Source organism: Alkalilacustris brevis (genome assembly GCF_003350345.1).
GTDB classification, from domain to species: Bacteria; Pseudomonadota; Alphaproteobacteria; order Rhodobacterales; family Rhodobacteraceae; genus Alkalilacustris; species Alkalilacustris brevis.
On the sequence record NZ_QNVJ01000088.1, the window covers coordinates 14,607 to 33,665 of the forward strand.

Annotated in this window: 20 protein-coding genes; 8 read left to right on the plus strand and 12 right to left on the minus strand. The window is 67.8% G+C overall.

Going from position 1 to position 19,059, the window contains the following annotated elements; translation table 11 throughout:
• Positions 1–50 precede the first annotated feature (50 nt).
• Entirely contained in the window at positions 51–1,703 is a 1,653-nt protein-coding gene (locus DQ229_RS13990) for an ABC transporter substrate-binding protein (RefSeq protein ID WP_114966882.1), read from the minus strand.
• 266 nt (positions 1,704–1,969) lie between these two features.
• Here DQ229_RS13990 and DQ229_RS13995 point away from each other — a divergent pair, with 266 nt between their 5' ends.
• Positions 1,970–2,785, plus strand: a complete 816-nt coding sequence (locus DQ229_RS13995; RefSeq protein ID WP_238381090.1) for a helix-turn-helix domain-containing protein — start codon at positions 1,970–1,972, stop codon at positions 2,783–2,785.
• 174 nt (positions 2,786–2,959) lie between these two features.
• On the opposite strand, the gene arsJ is transcribed toward DQ229_RS13995, so the two are convergent.
• The 6 genes from arsJ to pth all read right to left on the minus strand — a co-directional run bounded on the left by arsJ (position 2,960) and on the right by pth (position 8,188).
• Positions 2,960–4,240 (minus strand): organoarsenical effux MFS transporter ArsJ, encoded by a 1,281-nt coding sequence (arsJ, locus tag DQ229_RS14000; protein ID WP_114966883.1) that lies wholly within the window; start codon positions 4,238–4,240, stop codon positions 2,960–2,962.
• The gene (locus DQ229_RS14005; RefSeq protein ID WP_114966884.1) at positions 4,237–5,235 is read right to left on the minus strand and encodes an ArsJ-associated glyceraldehyde-3-phosphate dehydrogenase; all 999 of its coding nucleotides are present in this window, start codon (positions 5,233–5,235) and stop codon (positions 4,237–4,239) included. Before DQ229_RS14005 ends, arsJ begins: the two co-directional genes overlap by 4 nt.
• Entirely contained in the window at positions 5,171–6,049 is an 879-nt protein-coding gene (locus DQ229_RS14010; RefSeq protein WP_114966885.1) for an arsenate reductase/protein-tyrosine-phosphatase family protein, read from the minus strand. The genes DQ229_RS14005 and DQ229_RS14010 overlap by 65 nt, the downstream gene beginning before the upstream one ends.
• Positions 6,050–6,112: 63 nt before the next feature.
• A complete protein-coding gene (locus DQ229_RS14015; protein ID WP_114966886.1) occupies positions 6,113–6,766 on the minus strand; it encodes a hypothetical protein in 654 nt (217 codons plus the stop codon).
• A gap of 43 nt (positions 6,767–6,809) precedes the next feature.
• Positions 6,810–7,262 (minus strand): c-type cytochrome, encoded by a 453-nt coding sequence (locus DQ229_RS14020; RefSeq protein ID WP_114966921.1) that lies wholly within the window; start codon positions 7,260–7,262, stop codon positions 6,810–6,812.
• A 203-nt stretch (positions 7,263–7,465) separates the two neighbouring features.
• Positions 7,466–8,188 (minus strand): aminoacyl-tRNA hydrolase, encoded by a 723-nt coding sequence (gene pth / locus DQ229_RS14025; protein ID WP_114966887.1) that lies wholly within the window; start codon positions 8,186–8,188, stop codon positions 7,466–7,468.
• Positions 8,189–8,316: 128 nt separating this feature from the next.
• Between pth and hmuQ the strand changes: the two genes are divergently transcribed.
• Positions 8,317–8,640 (plus strand): heme-degrading protein HmuQ, encoded by a 324-nt coding sequence (gene hmuQ / locus DQ229_RS14030; RefSeq protein ID WP_114966888.1) that lies wholly within the window; start codon positions 8,317–8,319, stop codon positions 8,638–8,640.
• Positions 8,641–8,736: 96 nt separating this feature from the next.
• On the opposite strand, the gene DQ229_RS14035 is transcribed toward hmuQ, so the two are convergent.
• From DQ229_RS14035 to trpA, 3 genes are all read right to left on the minus strand, one after another.
• Positions 8,737–9,387 carry a 50S ribosomal protein L25/general stress protein Ctc gene (locus DQ229_RS14035; RefSeq protein WP_114966889.1) on the minus strand — a complete coding sequence of 217 codons (651 nt, stop codon included), beginning with the start codon at positions 9,385–9,387 and terminating at the stop codon, positions 8,737–8,739.
• 248 nt (positions 9,388–9,635) lie between these two features.
• Positions 9,636–10,805, minus strand: coding sequence for an alpha-hydroxy acid oxidase (locus DQ229_RS14040; protein WP_114966890.1), 1,170 nt, complete (start codon positions 10,803–10,805; stop codon positions 9,636–9,638).
• A gap of 127 nt (positions 10,806–10,932) precedes the next feature.
• The gene (gene trpA / locus DQ229_RS14045) at positions 10,933–11,724 is read right to left on the minus strand and encodes a tryptophan synthase subunit alpha (protein ID WP_114966922.1); all 792 of its coding nucleotides are present in this window, start codon (positions 11,722–11,724) and stop codon (positions 10,933–10,935) included.
• A 260-nt stretch (positions 11,725–11,984) separates the two neighbouring features.
• On the opposite strand from trpA, the gene DQ229_RS14050 reads away from it, so the two are divergent.
• Positions 11,985–12,266, plus strand: coding sequence for a DUF6455 family protein (locus tag DQ229_RS14050; protein WP_114966891.1), 282 nt, complete (start codon positions 11,985–11,987; stop codon positions 12,264–12,266).
• A 37-nt stretch (positions 12,267–12,303) separates the two neighbouring features.
• Here the strand turns inward: DQ229_RS14050 and DQ229_RS14055 are convergent, their stop codons facing one another.
• Entirely contained in the window at positions 12,304–13,089 is a 786-nt protein-coding gene (locus DQ229_RS14055; protein WP_114966892.1) for a 3-hydroxybutyrate dehydrogenase, read from the minus strand.
• 270 nt (positions 13,090–13,359) lie between these two features.
• Between DQ229_RS14055 and DQ229_RS14060 the strand changes: the two genes are divergently transcribed.
• Together DQ229_RS14060 and DQ229_RS14065 are read left to right on the plus strand one after the other, a co-directional pair.
• Positions 13,360–15,174 carry an extracellular solute-binding protein gene (locus DQ229_RS14060; RefSeq protein ID WP_114966893.1) on the plus strand — a complete coding sequence of 605 codons (1,815 nt, stop codon included), beginning with the start codon at positions 13,360–13,362 and terminating at the stop codon, positions 15,172–15,174.
• On the plus strand, positions 15,164–15,304 hold the full coding sequence (locus DQ229_RS14065; RefSeq protein WP_114966894.1) for an entericidin EcnA/B family protein: 141 nt from the start codon (positions 15,164–15,166) through the stop codon (positions 15,302–15,304). The genes DQ229_RS14060 and DQ229_RS14065 overlap by 11 nt, the downstream gene beginning before the upstream one ends.
• Before the next feature lie 283 nt (positions 15,305–15,587).
• Here DQ229_RS14065 and DQ229_RS14070 read toward each other — a convergent pair whose 3' ends face one another.
• The gene (locus tag DQ229_RS14070; RefSeq protein WP_114966895.1) at positions 15,588–16,250 is read right to left on the minus strand and encodes a GntR family transcriptional regulator; all 663 of its coding nucleotides are present in this window, start codon (positions 16,248–16,250) and stop codon (positions 15,588–15,590) included.
• 301 nt (positions 16,251–16,551) lie between these two features.
• On the opposite strand from DQ229_RS14070, the gene DQ229_RS14075 reads away from it, so the two are divergent.
• From DQ229_RS14075 to DQ229_RS14085, 3 genes are all read left to right on the plus strand, one after another.
• A complete protein-coding gene (locus DQ229_RS14075; RefSeq protein WP_114966896.1) occupies positions 16,552–17,199 on the plus strand; it encodes a pyrimidine 5'-nucleotidase in 648 nt (215 codons plus the stop codon).
• 138 nt (positions 17,200–17,337) lie between these two features.
• Positions 17,338–17,568 carry a hypothetical protein gene (locus tag DQ229_RS14080; protein ID WP_114966897.1) on the plus strand — a complete coding sequence of 77 codons (231 nt, stop codon included), beginning with the start codon at positions 17,338–17,340 and terminating at the stop codon, positions 17,566–17,568.
• Between the two features lie 70 nt (positions 17,569–17,638).
• Entirely contained in the window at positions 17,639–18,853 is a 1,215-nt protein-coding gene (locus DQ229_RS14085; protein ID WP_114966898.1) for a UbiH/UbiF family hydroxylase, read from the plus strand.
• The last annotated feature ends 206 nt before the right edge of the window (positions 18,854–19,059 follow it).

A 19,059-nucleotide genomic window follows, 5' to 3' on the forward strand; every position in this document is an offset into this window, starting at 1 on the left:
AGACTCCGGCGGGGATATTTTTTTCACAGTGAAGGGCGGGCCGGGGCAGTTTACTCTGCAAGCCAGTAGCGCAGCAGGTGCAGTTCATGCATCGGATGCACGCCGGCGCCGCGTACCTCCGGGCGGGCGTGGCGGAAAAGCCTGCGCCAATAGGGCTGGATCATCACCCCTTCGTGCTGCAGGATGGCCTGCAGCCGCGCCATCACGAGGCGGCGCTCGTCGGCATCCGCAAGGCGGTTGGCCTGATCGAGCAGGCTGTCGAATTCCTCGCTGGCGAAGCCGGATTCGTTCCAGGGCGCATCGCTGCGATAGGCCAGGTTGAGGACCTGCACCCCGAGCGGCCGCATCAGCCAGCTTGTCGCCGAGAAGGGGAATTCGGCCCAGCCGGCGAGGTATTCCTGCGCCGGCAGATTGCGCCGCCGCACCGCGATGCCGGCATCGTGCAATTGTGCGGCGACGGCGTCGCAACTGGCCACCTGCCAGCTTTCATCAGCGGCGATCAGCTCGAAGAGGTGATCCTCCTGCCCCTCGGCGCGCAACTCGACAAGGGCGCGGGCGGGGTCGGTCTCGGGCGGGGGGAGTTCGGCATATTCCGGGTGCAGCGGGCTGACGTGATGGTTTTCCGCCACCGCGCCGCGGTTGCCGTAGCCCAGTTCGAGCACGACGGCATTATCGACGGCAAGCTGCGCCGCGCGGCGCAGCGCGCGATTGTCATAGGGGGCGATGCGCTGGTTGAAGCGGATGCAGAGGGTCGAAGCCGTGAGGGTTTCGCTGCGCCGAAGGTCGAGCGCGTCGAACGCCGCGACAAAATCGGGCGCGGTCTCATCGAGCATGTCGATCTCGCCCGCGCGCATCGCCGCGAGCCAGCGCGAGGGGTCGGCGCCGAGATCGACGAACGCGATCTCGTCGAGCCAGGCACCCCCGGCCGCGCCCCACCACTGGTGTTCGGGGTTGCGCACCAGTTGCGCGCCCAGGCCCGGCTCGTGCCAGACCGGCAGGTAAGGCCCTGTGCCCAGCGGGTTCGCTACGGGGTCTTCGCCCTCGAAGGCCGGATGCACGATCGCCGCCGGATAATCGACGGCGTTGACCATCAGCGTGATGTCGGGGGCGGAAAGGTGCAGGCGCAGGCTGTGGTCATCGAGGATTTCGACGGCATCGGGGCGTATCCGCCGACTCTCCGGGTCGCGTAGCGCATTGAGTCGCCCGGCCATCGAATTGCCCGGCACCGTGCCGTCGCACCAGCGCGCGAAATTATGCGCGACATCGGCGGCGGTGAAGGGATCGCCATTATTCCAGCGCACGCCCCGGCGCAGCTGCAGGGTATAGCGGGTGGCGTCGTCGCTGACCTCCCAGCTTTCCAGCAGGCGCGGAACGAGCGTTCCGTCAGGCTGATACTCGGCCAGGTATTCTAGCCAGCCGCGGCAGACATTGGCCAGCTCGGGCCAATCCCAGCGGCGGGGGTCTTTCTGCGGGCGCAGGTTCATCCCAATGCGCAGGCGTCCGCCGCGCCGGGCCGCGTTGGCGGCGGTCTGCGCGGCAAGAGGGGCCGCCGTCAGCCCGAGCAGGCTGCAGGCGCCCCCTGCCCCCAGCCCGAGCGCCGTCGCCCGTGTCAGGAAGCTTCGCCGCCCGATGAGGCCCGCGCGCGCATCCCGTAGCGATTGCCGGATCGCGGGGTGCAGGCCGGGGCGCGCGGGGTCGGACATGCAAGGCTCCTTCATGGCGGGCCGGACGAGAGGCGGCGCGGCCCTGCAGGCCGTGCCCGGGCCGATGGTAACCCAGTCAGCCGCCGCTGTGCAGGGGGATTACCCTGCCCGCACAACAGTTTCTCTATCCGCGGGGATCAAAGCTTCGCAGCAGGGGCGCGGCGCAAGACGCATGGCACCTTCAGGCGATTTGGCCGGTAATGTGCATTTTTTCCTTGGGCGCGCCGCGGTGATTCCCTAGTGTTGCCGCACGCCCAGGTGAAAAGATGCAGATGACCGTCATTCCCGATCCCTCCTTCGGCCCGCGTATCGTGCCGATCCCGCGCCTTGCCTCGGGCGGGCGCTGGCGCGTGGAGGCCATGCGCAGCCAGCGCGAGCCAGTGCTCTTGTGGTTCACCCAGGGGCAGGGCCGGATCACCGTATCGGGCACCACGCGCGGCTATGGCGCGCATAACGCGATCTTCCTGCCGCCGCGCACGATGTACGGGTTCGAGATGCTCGGGCGGGTTTTCGGCAATGCGGTGTTCTTCGGGCATACACCCGATGTCGCCCTGCCCGGCGCGCCGCTGCATCTGCGGGTGCGCGATGTCGCCGTCCAGAACGAACTGAACGCGATTCTCGACAATACGCAGCGCGAATTGTCGGACACGCGGCCGGGACAGGATCGCGCGGTGCATCATTACATCGGGCTGCTGGGCGTCTGGCTGGAACGTCAACAGGCCGAGGCCAGCGAGGCCCAGGGCAAGCCCCCCCGCCCCGATGCCGCCCGCCGGCTGGCCGAGCGCTATGCGCGGCTACTCGAGCGCGACTTCAGCTCCGGTATGAACGTGGCCGATTTCGCCGCCGCACTGAACGTGACCCCGACCCATCTGAGCCGCGCCTGCAAGGCCTCCTGCGGGCGACCGGCACACGCGCTGCTGCAAGACAGGGTGCTGTTCGAGGCACGCAAGCTGCTGGTCGAAACCCAAAGGCCGATCAAGGATGTCGCGCGGCAGCTCGGCTTTGCCTCGCCGGCCTATTTCACCCGGGCCTTTCAGGCGCAGGTCGGCAAGACACCATCGGCCTTTCGCCGCGGCGGCTGAAGGGATTCGGAGCGGGGCGGGCCTGCGGCCCTTGCCCCGCGCCCGTGCCTCCGGCGGGGATATTTTTGCCAAGAAGATTGACCCGCCCGCGATCTCAGGGGGCGCGCGCGAGCACCTGTGTCGGAGGATGCAGGGGCCCGGGCTGCGCTAGTTGCGTTGAGCGCCGCCCTCGGGTCAGGCCCGGGCGCGGTCGGGACTGGCGGCGCGCAGCCGCCCCGCCGCCACCGTGGAAAGCGCGATCATTGCCGCGGCCGTGCCCAGCATCAGCGCAAGCCCCCCGATCTGGTAGGTCAGCCCCGAAAGCAACGTGCCCAGAAGCCGCCCGCCCGCATTGGCCATGTAGTAGAAGCCCACATCCATGGTGACGCGCTCGTCCCGACTGAAGGCGAGGATCAGGTAGGAATGGAGCGCGGAGTTCACCGCAAAGATCGCGCCGAACACCAGCAGCCCGGCCACCAGAGTCGCGGTCAGCCATGTCTGCGGCCCCGGCGCCAGCAGCGCGGCCGCCGTCAGAACCAGCAGCACCAACAGCAAAAGCGCGGCCCAGCCCCGCGCGGCGCGGATCAGCTCGGCCTCGTCGCGGGTGGCAGCACGCATCAGCCTTGGCGCCGCCGCCTGCACCGCGCCGTAAAGGATGACCCAGAGCGCCATGAAGCTGCCGATCAGGAAGAAGGCCGCGCGGTTGCCCTCGGCCGTGCCGTCCGAGAGCACGGCGTAGAAATAGACGGGGATGCCGACGACAAACCAGACATCGCGCGCGCCAAAGAGGAACACCCGCGCGACGCTCAGCCAGTTCACATTGGCCGATTTCGAGAAGACCTCGGAAAATTTCGCCCCCTTGCGGCCTTTGGGCAGCCCCGGCGGCATCCAGGTGGCCACCGCGGCCAGGATCAGCCCCAGCACCAGCGCCATGGCAAGCACCGCCCAGACAAAGCCCAGCGTCGCCAGAAGCGCAGCCCCCAGAAGAAAGCCCAGGCCCTTGACCGCGTTCTTCGAGCCCGTCAGCACCGCCACCCAGCGGAAAAGTCCGCCGTTTTCCTTCGGCGCGAGCAGCTTGACCGCGGATTTCGACGACATCTTGGCCAGGTCCTTTGCCACGCCGCTCGCACCCTGCACGGCCATCACATAGATCACCGAAAGCGTCACCGCCCAGCCCGGATCGAGCTGTGCCAGCGCGATCAGCGCCGCCACCTGCAGCCCCAGCCCAGCATAGAGCGTCGCCGTCAGCCCGTAGCGTGTCGCGATCCAGCCGGCCGAGAGGTTGGTGATCATCCCCGCAACCTCGTAGAGCACAAAGAGCCAGGCCAGTTGTAGCGGGCTGAAGCCCAGCGTGTGGAAATGCAGCAGCACCAGCATGCGCAGCGCGCCATCGGTCAGCATGAAGGCCCAATAGGCCGCCGTGACCGCGATATAGGCCGACAGCCCTTCGGGGCGGTGGCGCGCCGCCGTGCTCACAGCGACTGCCCGACCATCATCGCCACGTCGACCAGCCGGTGCGCATAGCCCATCTCGTTGTCATACCAGACATAGAGCTTCACCTGCGTGCCGTTCACCACCATGGTGCAGGGCGCATCGACAATGCCCGAGCGGGTGTCGTTGGTGTAGTCGGCGCTGACCAGCGGGCGTTCCTCATAGCCCAGGATGCCCTTGAGCGGCCCTTCGGCGGCGGCCTTGAGCAGCGCATTGACCTCGTCCTCGGTGGTGGCGCGCTCCACCTCGAAAACGCAATCGGTGAGCGAGGCGTTGAGCAGCGGCACCCGCACCGCATGGCCGTTCAGCCGGCCCTTGAGTTCGGGGTAGATCAGGGTGATCGCCGTGGCGCTGCCGGTCGTCGTGGGGATCAGCGAATTGAGCGCCGAGCGCGCGCGCCGCAGATCCTTGGCGGGGCGGTCCACGATGGTCTGGGAATTGGTCACGGCGTGGATCGTGGTGATCGAGCCGTGGCGGATGCCGAGGCTCTCGCGCAAGACCTTGACCACCGGCGCGAGGCAGTTGGTGGTGCAGCTTGCGGCGCTGACGATCCGGTGGCGCGCCGGGTCGTAGGTGTCGTGATTGACACCGAAGACGATATTGGCCGCCTCTTCATCCTTCACCGGGGCGGAAACGATCACCTTCTTCGCCCCGCCGTCGAAATAGGGGGCCAGCTTTGCGGCGGTCTTGAAGGCGCCGGTGCAGTCGATCACCACATCGATCCCGTCCAGCGGCAGCGCGCCAAGATCGCGGGTGCCGATGAACGGCAGCCTTTGGTCGTTCACGGTGACGCTCTTGTCGTCATGGGAGAATTCCGCGTCCCAGCGCCCGTGCACGGTGTCGAATTCCAGCAGATGCGCGTGCATCGCCGGGTCGCCGGTGCCGTCATTGATCCAGGCGATTTCGGCGCCGCGTTCAAGAAGCGGACGCAGCGCCAGCTTGCCGATCCGGCCCAGGCCGTTGATTGCATAGACTGTCATGGGGGCTCTCCGTGTGGGTCAGGCGGCCGATCTCGTCGGCGGCGTGTTGCAGGGCGATCGGGTCGAGCCGGGCGAAGGGCAGCGCGGCAAAGGCGCGGATCCGCGCCGCGAGCAGGTCGTAAGCCTGCTCGAAGCCCACCCGCCCCTGCGACGCGGCGACCGGGTCGGGCACGCCCCAATGCGCGGCAAGGGGCTGGCCGGGCCAGGCGGGGCAATCCTCGTTCGCGGCCCGGTCGCAGACGGTGATGACGAAATCGAACCCTTCCGCGCCCTCGCCGCGCAGGCCGTCGACATGGCGCGATTGCAAACCGGCGGTTTCGTGCCCGCGCCGGGCGAGAAGCTCGAGCGCCAGCGGATGCGGCCCGGGCGCGGGGCTGGTGCCCGCCGAGGCTGCGGCAAAACGCCCATCGGCCAGATCGCGCAGGATCGCCTCGGCCATGATCGAGCGGGCCGAGTTGGCGGTGCAGACGAACAGCACCGAAAGCCTGCGGGCCTGCCCCGCTGCCCGGGGCGCATCGAGGCACAGGCCGGGCCGGCCCCGACAACAGTCGCGCAGCAGGTAATCGAAAGTGCCCTGCACCCCGTCCATGTCGATGCCATAGCGGCGCAGCGTGCCCGCGCGTTCCTGCGTGACCAGCCCGGCCTGCACCAACGCGGCCAGATAGGCCGAAAGCGTGCTGGGCCGCAAATCCAGCGCGGCGGCGATCTCGCCCGCGGGCAGGCGGTCGGGAAAGCGCCGCATCAGCAGCCGGAAGATCGCCAGCCGCTGCGGGTGACCCAAGGTTGCCAGACGGGCGGGAATCACTGTTTCCATATTTCCAGAATATGTGAAATATGGTAGGATGCAATCGTGAAAGCCCCTTGCCCTGCAGGCATGTCACAGCAATGCGGCCAGCCCGCGCGCCAAGAAGGTCAACACCGCCGCCTGCACCCCGAAGACCCCCAGCGCCAGCGCACCCAGCACAGGCAGCGGCGGCACGGCAACGCCCCGCCACGCCGCGCCAATCAACGCCATGTGCAGCGGCAGCGCGCTGGCCAGCGTGGCGTAAAGATAAACGCCCGAGAGGTTGCCGAACATGGCCGCCTGCATCAGCGTGGGGCCCACCACCCGCAGCCCCAGCCACGGATCGCCCCCGAACGAGCCGAACATCAGCGCCGAGGCCGGGTAGATCGCCAGATGCAGCCCGATGAAGACAGCCAGCCGCACCGGCAGGTCCAGGCCCATCACCTGCACGGGGCTGAACGCCCCGGCCCGTAGCCGGGCGAACATCAGCAGTCCCAGCCAGTTGACCGTAAAGACCACGGGCAAGCCATTGGTCAGTATCTGCCGGGCAAACCGGGCCAACACCTCACCGCCGCCGGCCAGATGCGCCCAGAAGCCCGAAATCGTCGCAATATAGACCGCCAGCACCACGCCCAGCCCCGCCAGGCTGAGCACCGCGGTGTTCAGCGCAAAGCGCAGCGCCGGCAAATCCGGCGAAAAATGCCGATCAAACAGCGCCATCAGGGGGTCTTCGACAGGCGCGGCCATGTGCTGCTTCCCCTCACTGCATTACGCTTGCCGACGGCCAGGCTTAACGGGCGCGCTCGGCCTCGGTGCGCTCGGCCTCGGTGCGCATGGCTTGGAATTCGCGGATATTCTCGGGCCAACTCGCGCGGATAAAGGCCAGGATCGCCTCGATCTCGGCATCGCTCAGGATGCCCTCGAACGCGGGCATCCCCGAATCGAAGCGCACCCCCAGGTCATCCAGCACCGCCTGCCCGCCCCGTCTGGTGTAATCGAGCAGGAAATCATCGCCGTGGTGCCATGTATGGCCGGTTTCGTCATGCGGCGGCGCGGGCAGGCGCCCGTCGGGGCCGGGCCGCCGCCAATCAGGGGCGCCTTCCAGGTCCGCACCGTGGCAGACCGCGCAATGCGCGGCGTAAAGCGCGCGCCCCTGCGCGACTTCGGCAGCCGCCGGCGGCGCGGCCAGCCAGCCCGCCATCGGCACCAGCAGCGCGGCAACGATCCCGGGTCGAAACATCATCATTCTGCCCTGTTATCTGGCCGGTTTTCCGGTGCGGCTGGCCCCGTGCTGCGGCCGTATGGCCGCATATCCTATCAGGCGGGCCGGGGCCGGTCGATATGCCGGCGTCAAGGATCATGCCGCACCCCGGCGCCACGCAACAGCGCGATCATCGCCGCCACCGCATGGGCCGGGTGACGCGCGCCATGCCGCAAGATCGAGGGTCAGCGGAACCTGTCGATCAGCCTCTGCAGGGGCGAGCGCGTGTCCTCTCCCGGCGCATCTGGCGGCGCCTCGGGGGCCTCGCGCCCGTCCGGCGCCCCGCCGCCTCCACCTTCCGCAGGCTTCTGCCGCCCGCCGCCCCCGCCTGACGAGCGCGGCGGCGCCACCCGCAACGCCACGGCATTCATGAAACGCGGCGCGTCGCCCGCGGCCAGCGCGGGGGCGCCATCGGCGATGCCGCGCAGCAGGTCGTCCAGCCATTCCTGGTCGGCCTTGCCAAAATCATGCAGCACATAGGCCGAGACCATCTCCTTGCGCCCCGGATGCCCGATGCCCAGCCGCACGCGCTGGTAATCGTCGCCGACATGGGCGTGGATCGAGCGAAGGCCGTTATGCCCGGCATGTCCGCCGCCCTGCTTGACACGCAGCTTGCCCGGCGCGAGGTCAAGCTCGTCGTGAAACACCGTCAGCGCCCCGGCATCGAGCTTGTAGAACCCCAGCGCCGCCGCCACCGACTGGCCCGAACGGTTCATGTAGGTTTCGGGCTTGAGCAGCAGCACCTTCTCGCCGCCCAGCCGCCCCTCGGCCACCTGCCCCTGGAACCGCGCGCGCCAGGGGCCGAACCCATGCGTCTCGGCAATGGCCTCGACCGCCATGAAGCCGATGTTGTGACGGTTGCGGGCATATTTCGCCCCCGGATTGCCCAGCCCGGCAAAGACACGCATCGCAGCCACTCCCTCTTTCGCCGACCTCTCGCGGGGCTTGACCCCGCCCCGGTCATGCCCTGAACTGCACCCGATTTCCAGCCCGCCTTGCCGCCGGCCGAATCCGCCCACCCCGAGGAGACCCCATCATGCACCTGACGATGAACCGCTTTCGCGTGAAGGAAGGCCAGGAACACGCGTTTGAGGCCCTCTGGCGCAGTCGCGAGACGAAACTGCCCGAGGTGCCGGGATTCGTCTCGTTCCACCTGCTGCGCGGGCCGCGCCGCGACGGGTATGTGCTCTATGCCTCGCATACCTTCTGGGAAAGCCGCGCCGCGTTCGAGGCCTGGACACGCTCGTCCGCCTTCCGCGAGGCCCATCGCGACGCAGGCCGCCACGGCGACATGTATGACGGCGCGCCCGAGCTCGAGGTTTTCGACTCGGTCCAGCATATCGCCGCAACCGCCGGCTGACCCTGCCCTCCCCCGCCAATGCAAAACGCGGGACCCCGGCAAAAGGGCCCCGCGTCGATCCTGCCTGCCGGCGCGGACAATCGCCGCGCGGCGGCGTCAGCTTTCGGTTTCGGTTTCGGCTTCGGCTTCGCCTTCTTCGGCGGCGCCTTCCTCTTCCTCGTCCTCGGCGGCACGCAGGCCCGAGGGCGCGCTGACATTGGCGATGACGAAATCACGATCGATCGTCGGCTTTGCGCCGGCCGGCAGACCGACCATCGAGATGGTCGCAGTGTCGCCTATTTCGAGCGACGAGATGTCCAGCGTCAGGCTTTCGGGAATGTCCCCGGCGATCACGCTCAGTTCCACCTCGGGGCGCACCATGGTCAGCACGCCGCCCTTGCGCAGGCCGGGGCACTCCTCATGCCCGACCACCTCGACCGGCACGAACAGCTTGACCCGGCTGGTGCGGCGCAGGCGCATCAGGTCCACATGGGTCGGCAGCCCCTTGACCACGTCGCGCTGCACGCTGCGGCAGATCACGCGCACATCCTCGTGACCCTCGACCTTGAGGTTGAACAGCTGCGACAGGAAACGCCCTGCCTTCAGGTGCTTGACCAGATAGTGATAGTTGAGGTTGATCGGCAGCGGATCCGCGCCGCCGCCATAAACGATACCGGGCACCTTGTGCTCTCTACGAGCCTGACGGGCGGCCCCCTTGCCTGTCCCCGTCCGTGCCTCGGCGACAAGATCCTTGATCTCACCAGCCATTGAGGGTCTCCTTCAATTTCAACGGCGGACATCCTCCAAGGGTGCATGCCCGCATGAAGCCGTGCGTATAGGTGAGATCATCGCGCTTGAAAAGGCAAAAAAGGCCGGGCCTATCGCGGCGCGCAGCCTGGAAGCCGGGCGGGCACGCCCCCCCCATTCACTGTGAAAAAAATATCCTCGCCGAAGGCATCCGACAACAGCGGCGAGGCACCAGGCGCCGATCATGAAGCGCGCCGCTGGATGCTCCCTCACAGGGCAACCGACGAGTCGCAGAAATCGCGCGGCAGGATCAGGTTGTGGCGGCCCAGATCCTGCACCCGGCGTTCGCCGCACAGCGCCATGGTCATGTCCAGCTCGCGCCGGACGATATCCAGCGCCTGCGTGACGCCGGCCTGCCCCAGCGCCCCCAGCCCGTAGACATAGGCGCGGCCCAGATAGACCCCGCGCGCGCCCAGTGCCAGCGCCTTGAGCGCATCCTGCCCCGAGCGGATGCCGCCATCGAGATGCACCTCGGTGCGCCCGCCCACCGCGGCCACCACCGAGGGCAGAACGCGGATCGCGCTCAGCGCCCCGTCAAGCTGGCGGCCACCATGGTTCGAGACCACGATCGCCTCGGCGCCGATTTGCGCGGCCTTTTCGGCATCTTCCGCATCCAGGATCCCCTTCAGGACCAGCCGTCCGCCCCATTGATCGCGCAGCCGCGCGATCTTGTCCCAGTCAAGCTTCAGGTCGAACTGCTCGGCGGTCCAGCTGGCCAGCGACCGGGTGTCGCTTACTCCCTCGGCATGGCCAACGATATTGCCGAAATGGCGCCGCTTCGTGCCCAGCATCCCCAGCCCCCAGCGCCAGCGCAGCGCCAGGTCGGCCAGCACCCGCGGCGTGAGGCGCGGCGGCGTCGAGAGGCCGTTGCGGATATCGCGGTGGCGCTGGCCCAGCATCTGCATGTCCAGCGTCAGCACCAGCGTCTCGCAGCCCGCCGCGCGGGCGCGCGCCATCAGCCGGGCCACGAAATCGGTGTCCTTCATCACGTAAAGCTGGAACCAGAAAGGCCGGGTCACATGCGCGGCCACATCCTCGATCGAGCAGACCGACATGGTCGACAGCGTGAAGGGCACGCCTGCGGCTTCGGCGGCGCGCGCGGCCTTGATCTCGCCATCGGCCGTTTGCATTCCGCACAGCCCGATCGGGGCGAGCGCAATGGGCATCGCCACCTCCTGCCCGGCCATGGTGCTGGCAAGGCGGCGGTCCGACATGTCGACTGCCACGCGCTGGCGCAGGCGGATGCGCGCGAAATCGGCGTCATTGTCATGCAGAGTCTGTTCCGACCAGCTGCCCGATTCGGCATAATCGCGAAACATCCGCGGCACGCGGCGCGCGTAAAGCGCGCGCAGATCATCGATGGTGCATATGACGGGCATGGGGCTTGTTCCGGTGCTGGCCGAGCTGACTGTTCAAGCGTTAGCAGCCCTTTGCATGCCCGCGCAACGGATTGCTGCGCCTTCCAGGGCCCGGTGCGGCCGGTGAAAGGCTTGCCACGCGGGGCTTTCAGGCGCTGTGCACGCCCCTGGCCAGCGCCTCGATCCGTGCAAGCACCTCGGGCACCGGGCGCCGCTCGCCGATCAGCTTGACGATGGCCGAGCCGACCACCGCGCCATCGGCCACGCCCGCGATCTCGGCCGCGCCCTCGGGGGTGGAAATGCCGAACCCCACCACCACCGGCAGTCCCGCCGCCGCGCGGATTCGCGCCACATCCGGCGCAACCGCCCCGGCACTGGCCGCCGCCGCACCGGTGATGCCGGTGATCGAGACGTAATAGACGAAGCCCGACGTGTTGCGCACCACCATCGGCAGGCGCCGGTCATCGGTGGTGGGCGTGGCAAGGCGGATGAAATTGAGCCCCGCCGCCTGCGCGGGCAGGCAGAGTTCCTCATCCTCCTCGGGCGGCAGATCAACCACGATCAGCCCGTCGATCCCGGCCGCCCCGGCATCGTCGAGAAACCGGGACACGCCGCGATTGTAGATCGGGTTGTAATAGCCCATCAGCACGATCGGCGTGGTGCTGTCATGCTCGCGGAAGCGCGCGACCATGTCGAGCGTGCGCTGCAACGTCTGCCCCCCCGCCAGCGCCCGCTGCCCGGCCAGCTGAATCGTGGGGCCATCGGCCATCGGATCGGTGAAGGGCATCCCCAGTTCGATGATATCGACCCCGGCGGCGGGCATCCCGCGCAGTATCTCGAAGGAGGTCTCGGCATCGGGATCGCCCGCCATGATATAGGCCACAAAGGCCTTCTTTCCTTCGGCCGAAAGGCGCGCGAATGTGTCGTCGATTCTGGTCATGCCCGGATATTCCCCCTTGCGCCTGCGCGGTTTGCGCGATTGGCGCGGGAAAATCAATGGCCGCGCGCGCCGGGGGGCACTGAAGGGGGCTGTCTGCCCCCCTTGCCCCGCTCGCGCGGGGCAATTCCCCCCGAGGATATTTTCATCACAGTGAAGGGCTGCCTGTGAAACCGGCCCTTCGGGCCTTTTGATACAGATCAACGCGGGGTGCGCCGGTGCCGGGCAGGCTGAGTCAGCGCAACCAGGCGGGAGGACCGAACATGGAAGCCACATTTGAACTGGGTGATCGTATCGAGTTGATGAAGCGCATGGGCGAAACGGTGGATGGCGACATCTTCGAGGCGCTGAGCGAAGGGCAGATGAGCGGGTGGGAACTTTTCGAGGCTGTGCAGCGCTGCGCGGGGTGCCGCGATGCGGGGCCTTGCGCCGTCTGGCTTGCGCAGGCGCAGCCGACTGCGTCCGCGCCGCCGGCCTTCTGCCGCAACCGTGCGCTGCTGCGCCGGCTGTCGACGGAGCACGCGCCCCGGGCGGAAGTGGCCTGACACGGGATCCGGCGGCGGTGCCGGATCACGCTACTTTTCAGAGGGCAGTCCAGCCGCCATCGACGCTGATCGTGGTGCCGGTGATCTGATCGGCCGCGGGCGAGCAGAGGAACACCGCCGTGCCGCCCAGCTGTTCGACAGTGGCGAACTGTTTCGAGGGCTGGCGTTGCAGCATGACCTCGCGAATCACGGTTTCACGGTCCATGCCGTGGGTTTTCATCTGATCGGGGATCTGCGATTCGACCAGCGGCGTGAGCACGTAGCCCGGGCAGATCGCGTTGGCGGTGATGCCTTCGCCCGCAACCTCGAGCGCGGTGGTCTTGGTCAGCCCGACGACGCCATGCTTGGCCGCGACATAGGCCGCCTTGAAGGGCGAAGCGGTCAGCCCGTGCGCCGAGGCGATGTTGATGATGCGCCCCCACCCGCGGGCGCGCATCCCCGGCAGTGCCGCCGCCGAGGTGTGAAAGGCCGAGCTGAGATTGATCGCGATGATCGCATCCCATTTCCCGGTGGGGAATTCCTCGATCCGGGCGACATGCTGGATGCCGGCATTGTTGATCAGGATATCGCAGCCCCCGGCCCTTTCAACCAGGGCACGGCAGGCCAGCGGGTCGGACATGTCGGCGGCGACATAGCTTGCGGCGACACCGAATTCGGCGGCGATATCCTGGGCGAGCGCGTGGTCTTCCTCGCGGTCGGTGAAGGAATTGAGCACGACCTCGGCCCCGGCGCGCGCCATCTCGCGCGCGATGCCGAGCCCGATCCCCGAATTGGAGCCGGTGACGATGGCACGTTTGCCCGAAAGCGGTGTGGTAGACGGCATGGCGCGAACCTCCGGATGCTGCGTTTGCAAACAACTTACCCGCTGCGCGCGCGAATGAAAGCCGGCCCGGGCCTGAGCAGCAAAAAAAACGCCCGCACAAGGCGGGCGTCAGTTATTGAGGCAGGTTTCATACAGGCAAGAAACCTATCGAGCAGTGCCCCCTTTATACGCCTAACGCGCGGGCAGTCCAACCGAAAAGTTTGAAAACGTGATCCCGGCGGGGTAGATTACGTGCAAAACAAGAGGCCGGGCAGAAGGATTGTTTCGATAATGAGGACCACCCTGCGTGCATGTATGCCTGCGCTGGCGCTGGCAATCGGTCTGATGTCGGCCGGGCCGCTGCTGGCCGAAGGGCCGCGCCATGGCATAGCTATGTATGGCGACCCGGCCCTGCCACCTGATTTTGTGTCTCTGCCACATGTGAACCCCGATGCGCCCAAGGGCGGGCGAATCGTTTTCGGAGAGGCCGGCAGTTTCGATTCCCTCAACCCCTACATTCTGCGCGGGCGCGCGCCCTGGGGGGTGCAGGTGCTCACGGTCGAGACCCTTCTGGGCCGCAACTATGACGAACCCTTCACGCTTTACGGCCTTCTGGCCGAATCGGTCGAGACCAACGCGGCGCGAGATTTCGTGGAATTCACGCTGCGCGAGGGGGCCCGATTCTCGGATGGCAGCCCGGTCACGGTCGAGGATGTGATGTGGTCGTTCGAGGCGTTGGGCACCGACGGGTCGCCGCGCTATCACGGCGCCTGGGCCAAGATCGAGACGATGGAGCAGACCGGGCCGCGCTCGGTCCGGTTCACCTTCACCGAGGAAGATCGCGAATTGCCGCTGATTCTGGGGCTGCGCCCGATCCTCCAGAAGGCCCAGTTCGAGGACCGTGACTTTGCGCGCTCGTCGATGGAGCCGATCATCGGCTCGGGCCCCTATGTGGTGGACCGGGTCGAGGCCGGACGCTTCATCAACTTCCGCAAGAACCCCGACTGGTGGGGCGCCGATCTGCCCTTCTATCGCGGCCAGCACAATTTCGACGAGATCCGCTACGAGTATTTCGCCGATGCGGGCGTGATCTTCGAGGCCTTTACTGCCGGTGAGCTCGACACCTACCGCGAGGGCAACGCGGCGCGCTGGGTCTCCTCGACCTATGACTTCCCCGCGATACGCTCGGGCGAGGTGGTGCAATCCGAGATCGCGCATCAGCGCCCCTCGGGCATCACCGGGCTGGTGTTCAACACAAGGCGCGAGATCTTCGCCGACTGGCGGGTGCGCGAGGCGCTGATCCACGCCTTCAACTTCGAGTTCATCAACAACACGCTCAATGGCGGGCTCGAGCCGCGCATAACCTCGTATTTCTCGAATTCCGAACTGGCCATGCAGCCGGGCCCGGCCGAGAGCCGCGTGCGCGAGATGCTGGAGCCCTTCGCCGACAACCTGAAGCCCGGCGCGCTGGAGGGGTATGAGCTGCCGGTTTCCGACGGATCCGAGGCCAACCGCGCCAATATCCGCCGCGCCACGGCCCTGCTGGAGGAAGCAGGCTGGCAGGTGCAGGACGGCGTCTTGCGCAACGCCGAGGGCCGCCCCTTCGAATTCGAGATCCTGCTGGCCCAGGGCGCGGCCGAGACCCAGGCCATCGTCAACATGTATGTCGAGGCGCTGCGCCGGCTGGGCATCAGCGTGCGGGTCACCACCGTCGACAGCGCGCAATACACCGAGCGCACCAATGCCTATGATTTCGACATGACGCGCCACGCGATTTCGCTGTCGCTCAGCCCCGGCAACGAGCAATGGCTCTACTGGGGCAGCCACGGGGTCGAGCAGCCCGGCACGCGCAACTGGATGGGCATGGATTCGCCTGCGGCCGAGGAAATGATCCGCACCATGCTGACCTCGGAGGCGCGCGAGGATTTCATCGCCGCGACCCGCGCACTTGACCGCGTGCTGACAACGGGGCGCTATTTCATCCCCTTCTGGTTTTCCGATGTCTCGCGCCTCGCGCACAAACGCAGCCTGAAATTTCCCGAGCGTCCGCCGCTTTACGGCGACTGGCTCGGCTTCCAGCCGGAGGTTTGGTGGTATGAAAACTGAACGCCTGCTTGTCCTGATCGCCTCGCTGGGGCTGCTTGTGGCGCTTGGCGCGTGCAACACGGTCGAGGGCGTGGGAATGGACATCTCCTCGGGCGCGCGCACCGTGGGCGGCTGGTTCGGCGGGCGCTGAGCCCCCCGAGGCCAAGGCCGGGTATGCGCGTTCCGGCCTCGCAGTGCCTGTTCTTCACTGTGAGAAAAATATCCTCGCCGAAGGCATTGGCGCGGAGCAAAGGGCCGCAGGCCCGCCGCGCCATCTGGTCAGGCCTCAACGCCAGGGCGACCTTGCCCACGGCGATCAGCCGCTGCCCAGTATCAGGATCGGAGGATCGAGCCGGCCACCGGGCCGCGCGTACAAACCTGCACCGGCACAAGCCCACCGCCCCTCTGTCGCACGGAACGCCGGGGGTGCGGCCTCAGGCGATGCCTTCATGCGGGCCGACCTCGCCCGCATCCAGCTTGAGCCGCGTCTCGTAAGCCTTTGAAATATGGTTTTTTAGCGCCTCGAATGCCGCATCTGGATCGTGCCGCGCGATGGCCTCGACAATCGCGGAATGTTCGGCAAGCGAGGCCTCGCCCCGCCCATGCGTGGCCAGCGAGGTTGTCGCCAGGAGCGCCATGGAGCGATAGATCAGGTCGAGCTGCTGCACCAGGTAGCGATTGTGCGACGCCAGGTGCAACTGCTTGTGAAAGCGCTTGTTGGCGCGGCTCAGCGCCTCCGGGTCGTCGACCAGCGCGGCATCGGCGGCGACCATGTCGCGCAGAACGCGCACCTCTTCCTCGGTGGCGTGGCGCGCGGCCAGCCGCGCGGCCAGCCCTTCCAGTTCGGAGCGCACCACGTAGAATTCGGCCAGTTGGTTATGGTCGAGCGAAGCGACCATCAGGCTGCGCCCGTCGCGCGCGAGAATCGCCTGCGTCTCGAGCCGCTGCAGGGCCTCGCGGATGGGCGTGCGCGACATGCCGAAGCGATCGGCCAGTTCGGACTCGACCAGCCTGTCGCCCGGCCGGTAGATGCCATCGTCGATCGCCTGCAAGATCAGACCATAGGCATCGCTGTGCCCCTGCCTGCTTTCCGCCATCCGTCTGCTCCGCATTGCCTGCGCGACACTTAAAACAACTGCACGAGAAGTTGATAGGGTTTTTCGGCGCGGGCGGTGAAAATCAGGACAAGATCTCTGCACGCCACAACCGCTCGCCCAGCGGCCCGCCCGGCAGCAACGCCGGGCAGCGCCTGCCTGCCCCCCGGCAGACGCTGCCCTCTGGTCTCTTCTCAAGCCGTGTCATGCAGAGGGTTCGGGATGGTGAAGCCGTCCGGCGGTGGCTGCGGTATGCGGCCGGTACCCCTTGCAGGCCCAGCGCGGCGGGCCTATCCCTGTGCCCATGCCGCGCGAGACATTCACACATATCCGCACCTGGGTTTTCGACCTGGACAACACGCTTTATCCGCCCGAGGCCGCGCTGTTCACCCAGATCGAGGCACGGATGACCGATTTCGTCATGCGCAGCCTCGGCGTGCCGCGCGGCGAGGCCGACCATCTGCGCCACAAGTACTGGGCCGAGCATGGCACCACCCTGGCCGGGCTGATGGAATGTCATGGCATTGCCCCCGAGGCCTATCTCGAAGAGGTGCATGACATCTCGCTCGACGCGCTCAGCCCCGATCCCGCGTTGCGCACGCGCATCGATGCCCTGCCGGGGCGACGCCTGGTCTACACCAATGGCTCGGCGCCCTATGCACTGCGCGTTCTGGCCGCGCGCGGGCTGAGCGGGGTTTTCGAAGCCGTCTACGGGATCGAGGATGCGGGGTTTCAGCCCAAGCCGCGCCGCGCCGCCTTCGAGGCCATCTGCGCCCGTGACCGGATCACCCCCGATTGGGCCGCCATGTTCGAGGATGACCCGCGCAATCTGAGCGCGCCGCACGCGATGGGAATGCGCACCGTGCATGTCGCGCCACAGCCTGCCCCGGCAGAGCATATCCATCACCATACCGACGATCTGGCGGGGTTTCTCGCGCAGGTGTCGGGCTAAGGCAACCTGGCCGCGCGCGCCCGGATGCACCGCACCGCCGGCAGCGCCACCATCGGCAGCCCCCGGACGGTTTGTCGCATTCAAACCCGGCCCGCCGGGCACAGATACAGGCGTAAATCCGAAACCGGAGATACACCTATGACCACGCACAGCCTCCGCCGCCCCTGGTTCTACCGCGTCCCGCTGCTGGGCCGCATCGCCCGCGAGGTGATCGAGGGCGACAGCGACAACATCTATTACCTGGCCGTGACCATCGCCACGATCTGGATTCTGGCGATCGCGCAGTGGGGCCTGCCCGCGCTGGCCCTGCCGATGCTTGCGCTGGCGCCGGTCTGCCTGCTGATGCTGGTGCTGCTGACGCTGGGCTGAGGCGCTTTGCCGCTTGGAGCGGGGCGCGGCGCGCGCTAGGTCTTGGGGAAAGACCTGAAAGGAGCGCGCCATGCCCCCCCACCCCCGCGAAAGCACCGACATCCTGATCTCGGGCGGCGGCGTGGCCGGGCTGATGGCGGCCTCGGCCTTCGGCGCGGCGGGGTTTTCGGTGATCTGCGTCGATCCTGCGCCGCCTGTCACCGACGCCCGCGCCGAAGGGGCCGACCTGCGCACCACGGCGTTTTTGCAGCCCGCGATCCGGCTGATGCAGGAGATCGGACTGTGGGAGCGGCTGGCGCCCCATGCGACACCGCTGCAGATCATGCGCATCGTCGATGCCGGCGGGCCTGCGCCCGAGGCACGGCAGGTCCATGATTTCGACGCCGCCGACCTGTCGGACGCGCCGTTCGGCTGGAACCTGCCCAACTGGCTCCTGCGCCGCGAGTTGCTGGCGCATCTGGGGGGGCTGGGCAATGTCAGCTTCCGCCCCGGCCTGGGCACGGCCCATGTGCTGACCCGCGAAACCGCGGCGCTTGTGCGCCTGTCAGACGGCGCGCGCGTCGCGGCAAGGCTGCTGGTGGCGGCGGATGGGCGCAACTCGCCGGTGCGCACCGCAGTCGGGATCGGCGCAACCACCCTGCGCTATGGCCAGAAGGCGCTGGCCTTTGCCGTGACCCACCCCGCGCCGCATGGCAATGTCTCGACCGAGGTGCATCGCTCGGGCGGGCCGTTCACGCTGGTGCCGCTGCCCGATCACGCGGGGCGCCCCTGTTCGGCGGTGGTGTGGATGGAGCGCGGGCCCGAGATCCGGCGGCTGGCCGCCCTGCCCCGCGCGGATTTCGAGGCCGCGATGACCGAGCGCTCCGCCAGGCTGCTCGGGCCGCTCACGCTGGCCTCGCGGCTGACGGTCTGGCCGATCATAAGCCGGATCGCCGAACGCTTCAGCGCCGAGCGCTGCGCGCTCATGGCCGAAGCCGCGCATGTTGTGCCCCCTATCGGCGCGCAGGGCCTGAACATGAGCCTCGCCGATCTGCGGCTGCTGCGCGACCTGGCCGCCGCCAGCCCCGAGACCCTGGGCAGCCCCGCCATGCTGGAGCACTATCACCGTAGCCGCTGGCCGGATGTGCGCGCGCGGGTGAGCGGGATCGACGCGCTCAACCGCGCCTCGATGGCCGGGATGCCGGTGCTGCGCGAGGCCCGTGCAGGGCTGTTGCAACTGCTCTACTCGGCGCGTCCGGTGCGCAAGGGGCTGATGCGGCTGGGCATGGGCACCGGCAGCGGCTGATCGCCGCGCACAGGATCAGGCATGGCAATAGCCAGACCGCCGAAGCGGCCTGGCGCGGGCCTCGGCGGGCCTGCGGCCCTTTGCTCCGCGCCAATGCCTTCGGCGAGGATATTTTTCCCACAGTGAAGGGCAGGCGCACACCCGGCGGGCGGACGCTGGTGCGCCAAGGGGAAGCCCTGAACGTGATACGGTGGCGACGCCGGGGC

What these genes read in the sequence shown, in the direction of transcription:
- DQ229_RS13990 (WP_114966882.1), bottom strand. Translation starts at nt 1,703, where the DNA reads ATGTCCGACCCCGCGCGCCCCGGCCTGCACCCCGCGATCCGGCAATCG.
- DQ229_RS13995 (WP_238381090.1), top strand. Translation starts at nt 1,970, where the DNA reads ATGCAGATGACCGTCATTCCCGATCCCTCCTTCGGCCCGCGTATCGTG.
- DQ229_RS14005 (WP_114966884.1), bottom strand. Translation starts at nt 5,235, where the DNA reads ATGACAGTCTATGCAATCAACGGCCTGGGCCGGATCGGCAAGCTGGCG.
- DQ229_RS14010 (WP_114966885.1), bottom strand. Translation starts at nt 6,049, where the DNA reads ATGGAAACAGTGATTCCCGCCCGTCTGGCAACCTTGGGTCACCCGCAG.
- DQ229_RS14015 (WP_114966886.1), bottom strand. Translation starts at nt 6,766, where the DNA reads ATGGCCGCGCCTGTCGAAGACCCCCTGATGGCGCTGTTTGATCGGCAT.
- DQ229_RS14020 (WP_114966921.1), bottom strand. Translation starts at nt 7,262, where the DNA reads ATGATGTTTCGACCCGGGATCGTTGCCGCGCTGCTGGTGCCGATGGCG.
- pth (WP_114966887.1), bottom strand. Translation starts at nt 8,188, where the DNA reads ATGCGTGTCTTTGCCGGGCTGGGCAATCCGGGGGCGAAATATGCCCGC.
- hmuQ (WP_114966888.1), top strand. Translation starts at nt 8,317, where the DNA reads ATGCACCTGACGATGAACCGCTTTCGCGTGAAGGAAGGCCAGGAACAC.
- DQ229_RS14035 (WP_114966889.1), bottom strand. Translation starts at nt 9,387, where the DNA reads ATGGCTGGTGAGATCAAGGATCTTGTCGCCGAGGCACGGACGGGGACA.
- DQ229_RS14040 (WP_114966890.1), bottom strand. Translation starts at nt 10,805, where the DNA reads ATGCCCGTCATATGCACCATCGATGATCTGCGCGCGCTTTACGCGCGC.
- trpA (WP_114966922.1), bottom strand. Translation starts at nt 11,724, where the DNA reads ATGACCAGAATCGACGACACATTCGCGCGCCTTTCGGCCGAAGGAAAG.
- DQ229_RS14050 (WP_114966891.1), top strand. Translation starts at nt 11,985, where the DNA reads ATGGAAGCCACATTTGAACTGGGTGATCGTATCGAGTTGATGAAGCGC.
- DQ229_RS14055 (WP_114966892.1), bottom strand. Translation starts at nt 13,089, where the DNA reads ATGCCGTCTACCACACCGCTTTCGGGCAAACGTGCCATCGTCACCGGC.
- DQ229_RS14060 (WP_114966893.1), top strand. Translation starts at nt 13,360, where the DNA reads ATGAGGACCACCCTGCGTGCATGTATGCCTGCGCTGGCGCTGGCAATC.
- DQ229_RS14065 (WP_114966894.1), top strand. Translation starts at nt 15,164, where the DNA reads ATGAAAACTGAACGCCTGCTTGTCCTGATCGCCTCGCTGGGGCTGCTT.
- DQ229_RS14070 (WP_114966895.1), bottom strand. Translation starts at nt 16,250, where the DNA reads ATGGCGGAAAGCAGGCAGGGGCACAGCGATGCCTATGGTCTGATCTTG.
- DQ229_RS14075 (WP_114966896.1), top strand. Translation starts at nt 16,552, where the DNA reads ATGCCGCGCGAGACATTCACACATATCCGCACCTGGGTTTTCGACCTG.
- DQ229_RS14080 (WP_114966897.1), top strand. Translation starts at nt 17,338, where the DNA reads ATGACCACGCACAGCCTCCGCCGCCCCTGGTTCTACCGCGTCCCGCTG.
- DQ229_RS14085 (WP_114966898.1), top strand. Translation starts at nt 17,639, where the DNA reads ATGCCCCCCCACCCCCGCGAAAGCACCGACATCCTGATCTCGGGCGGC.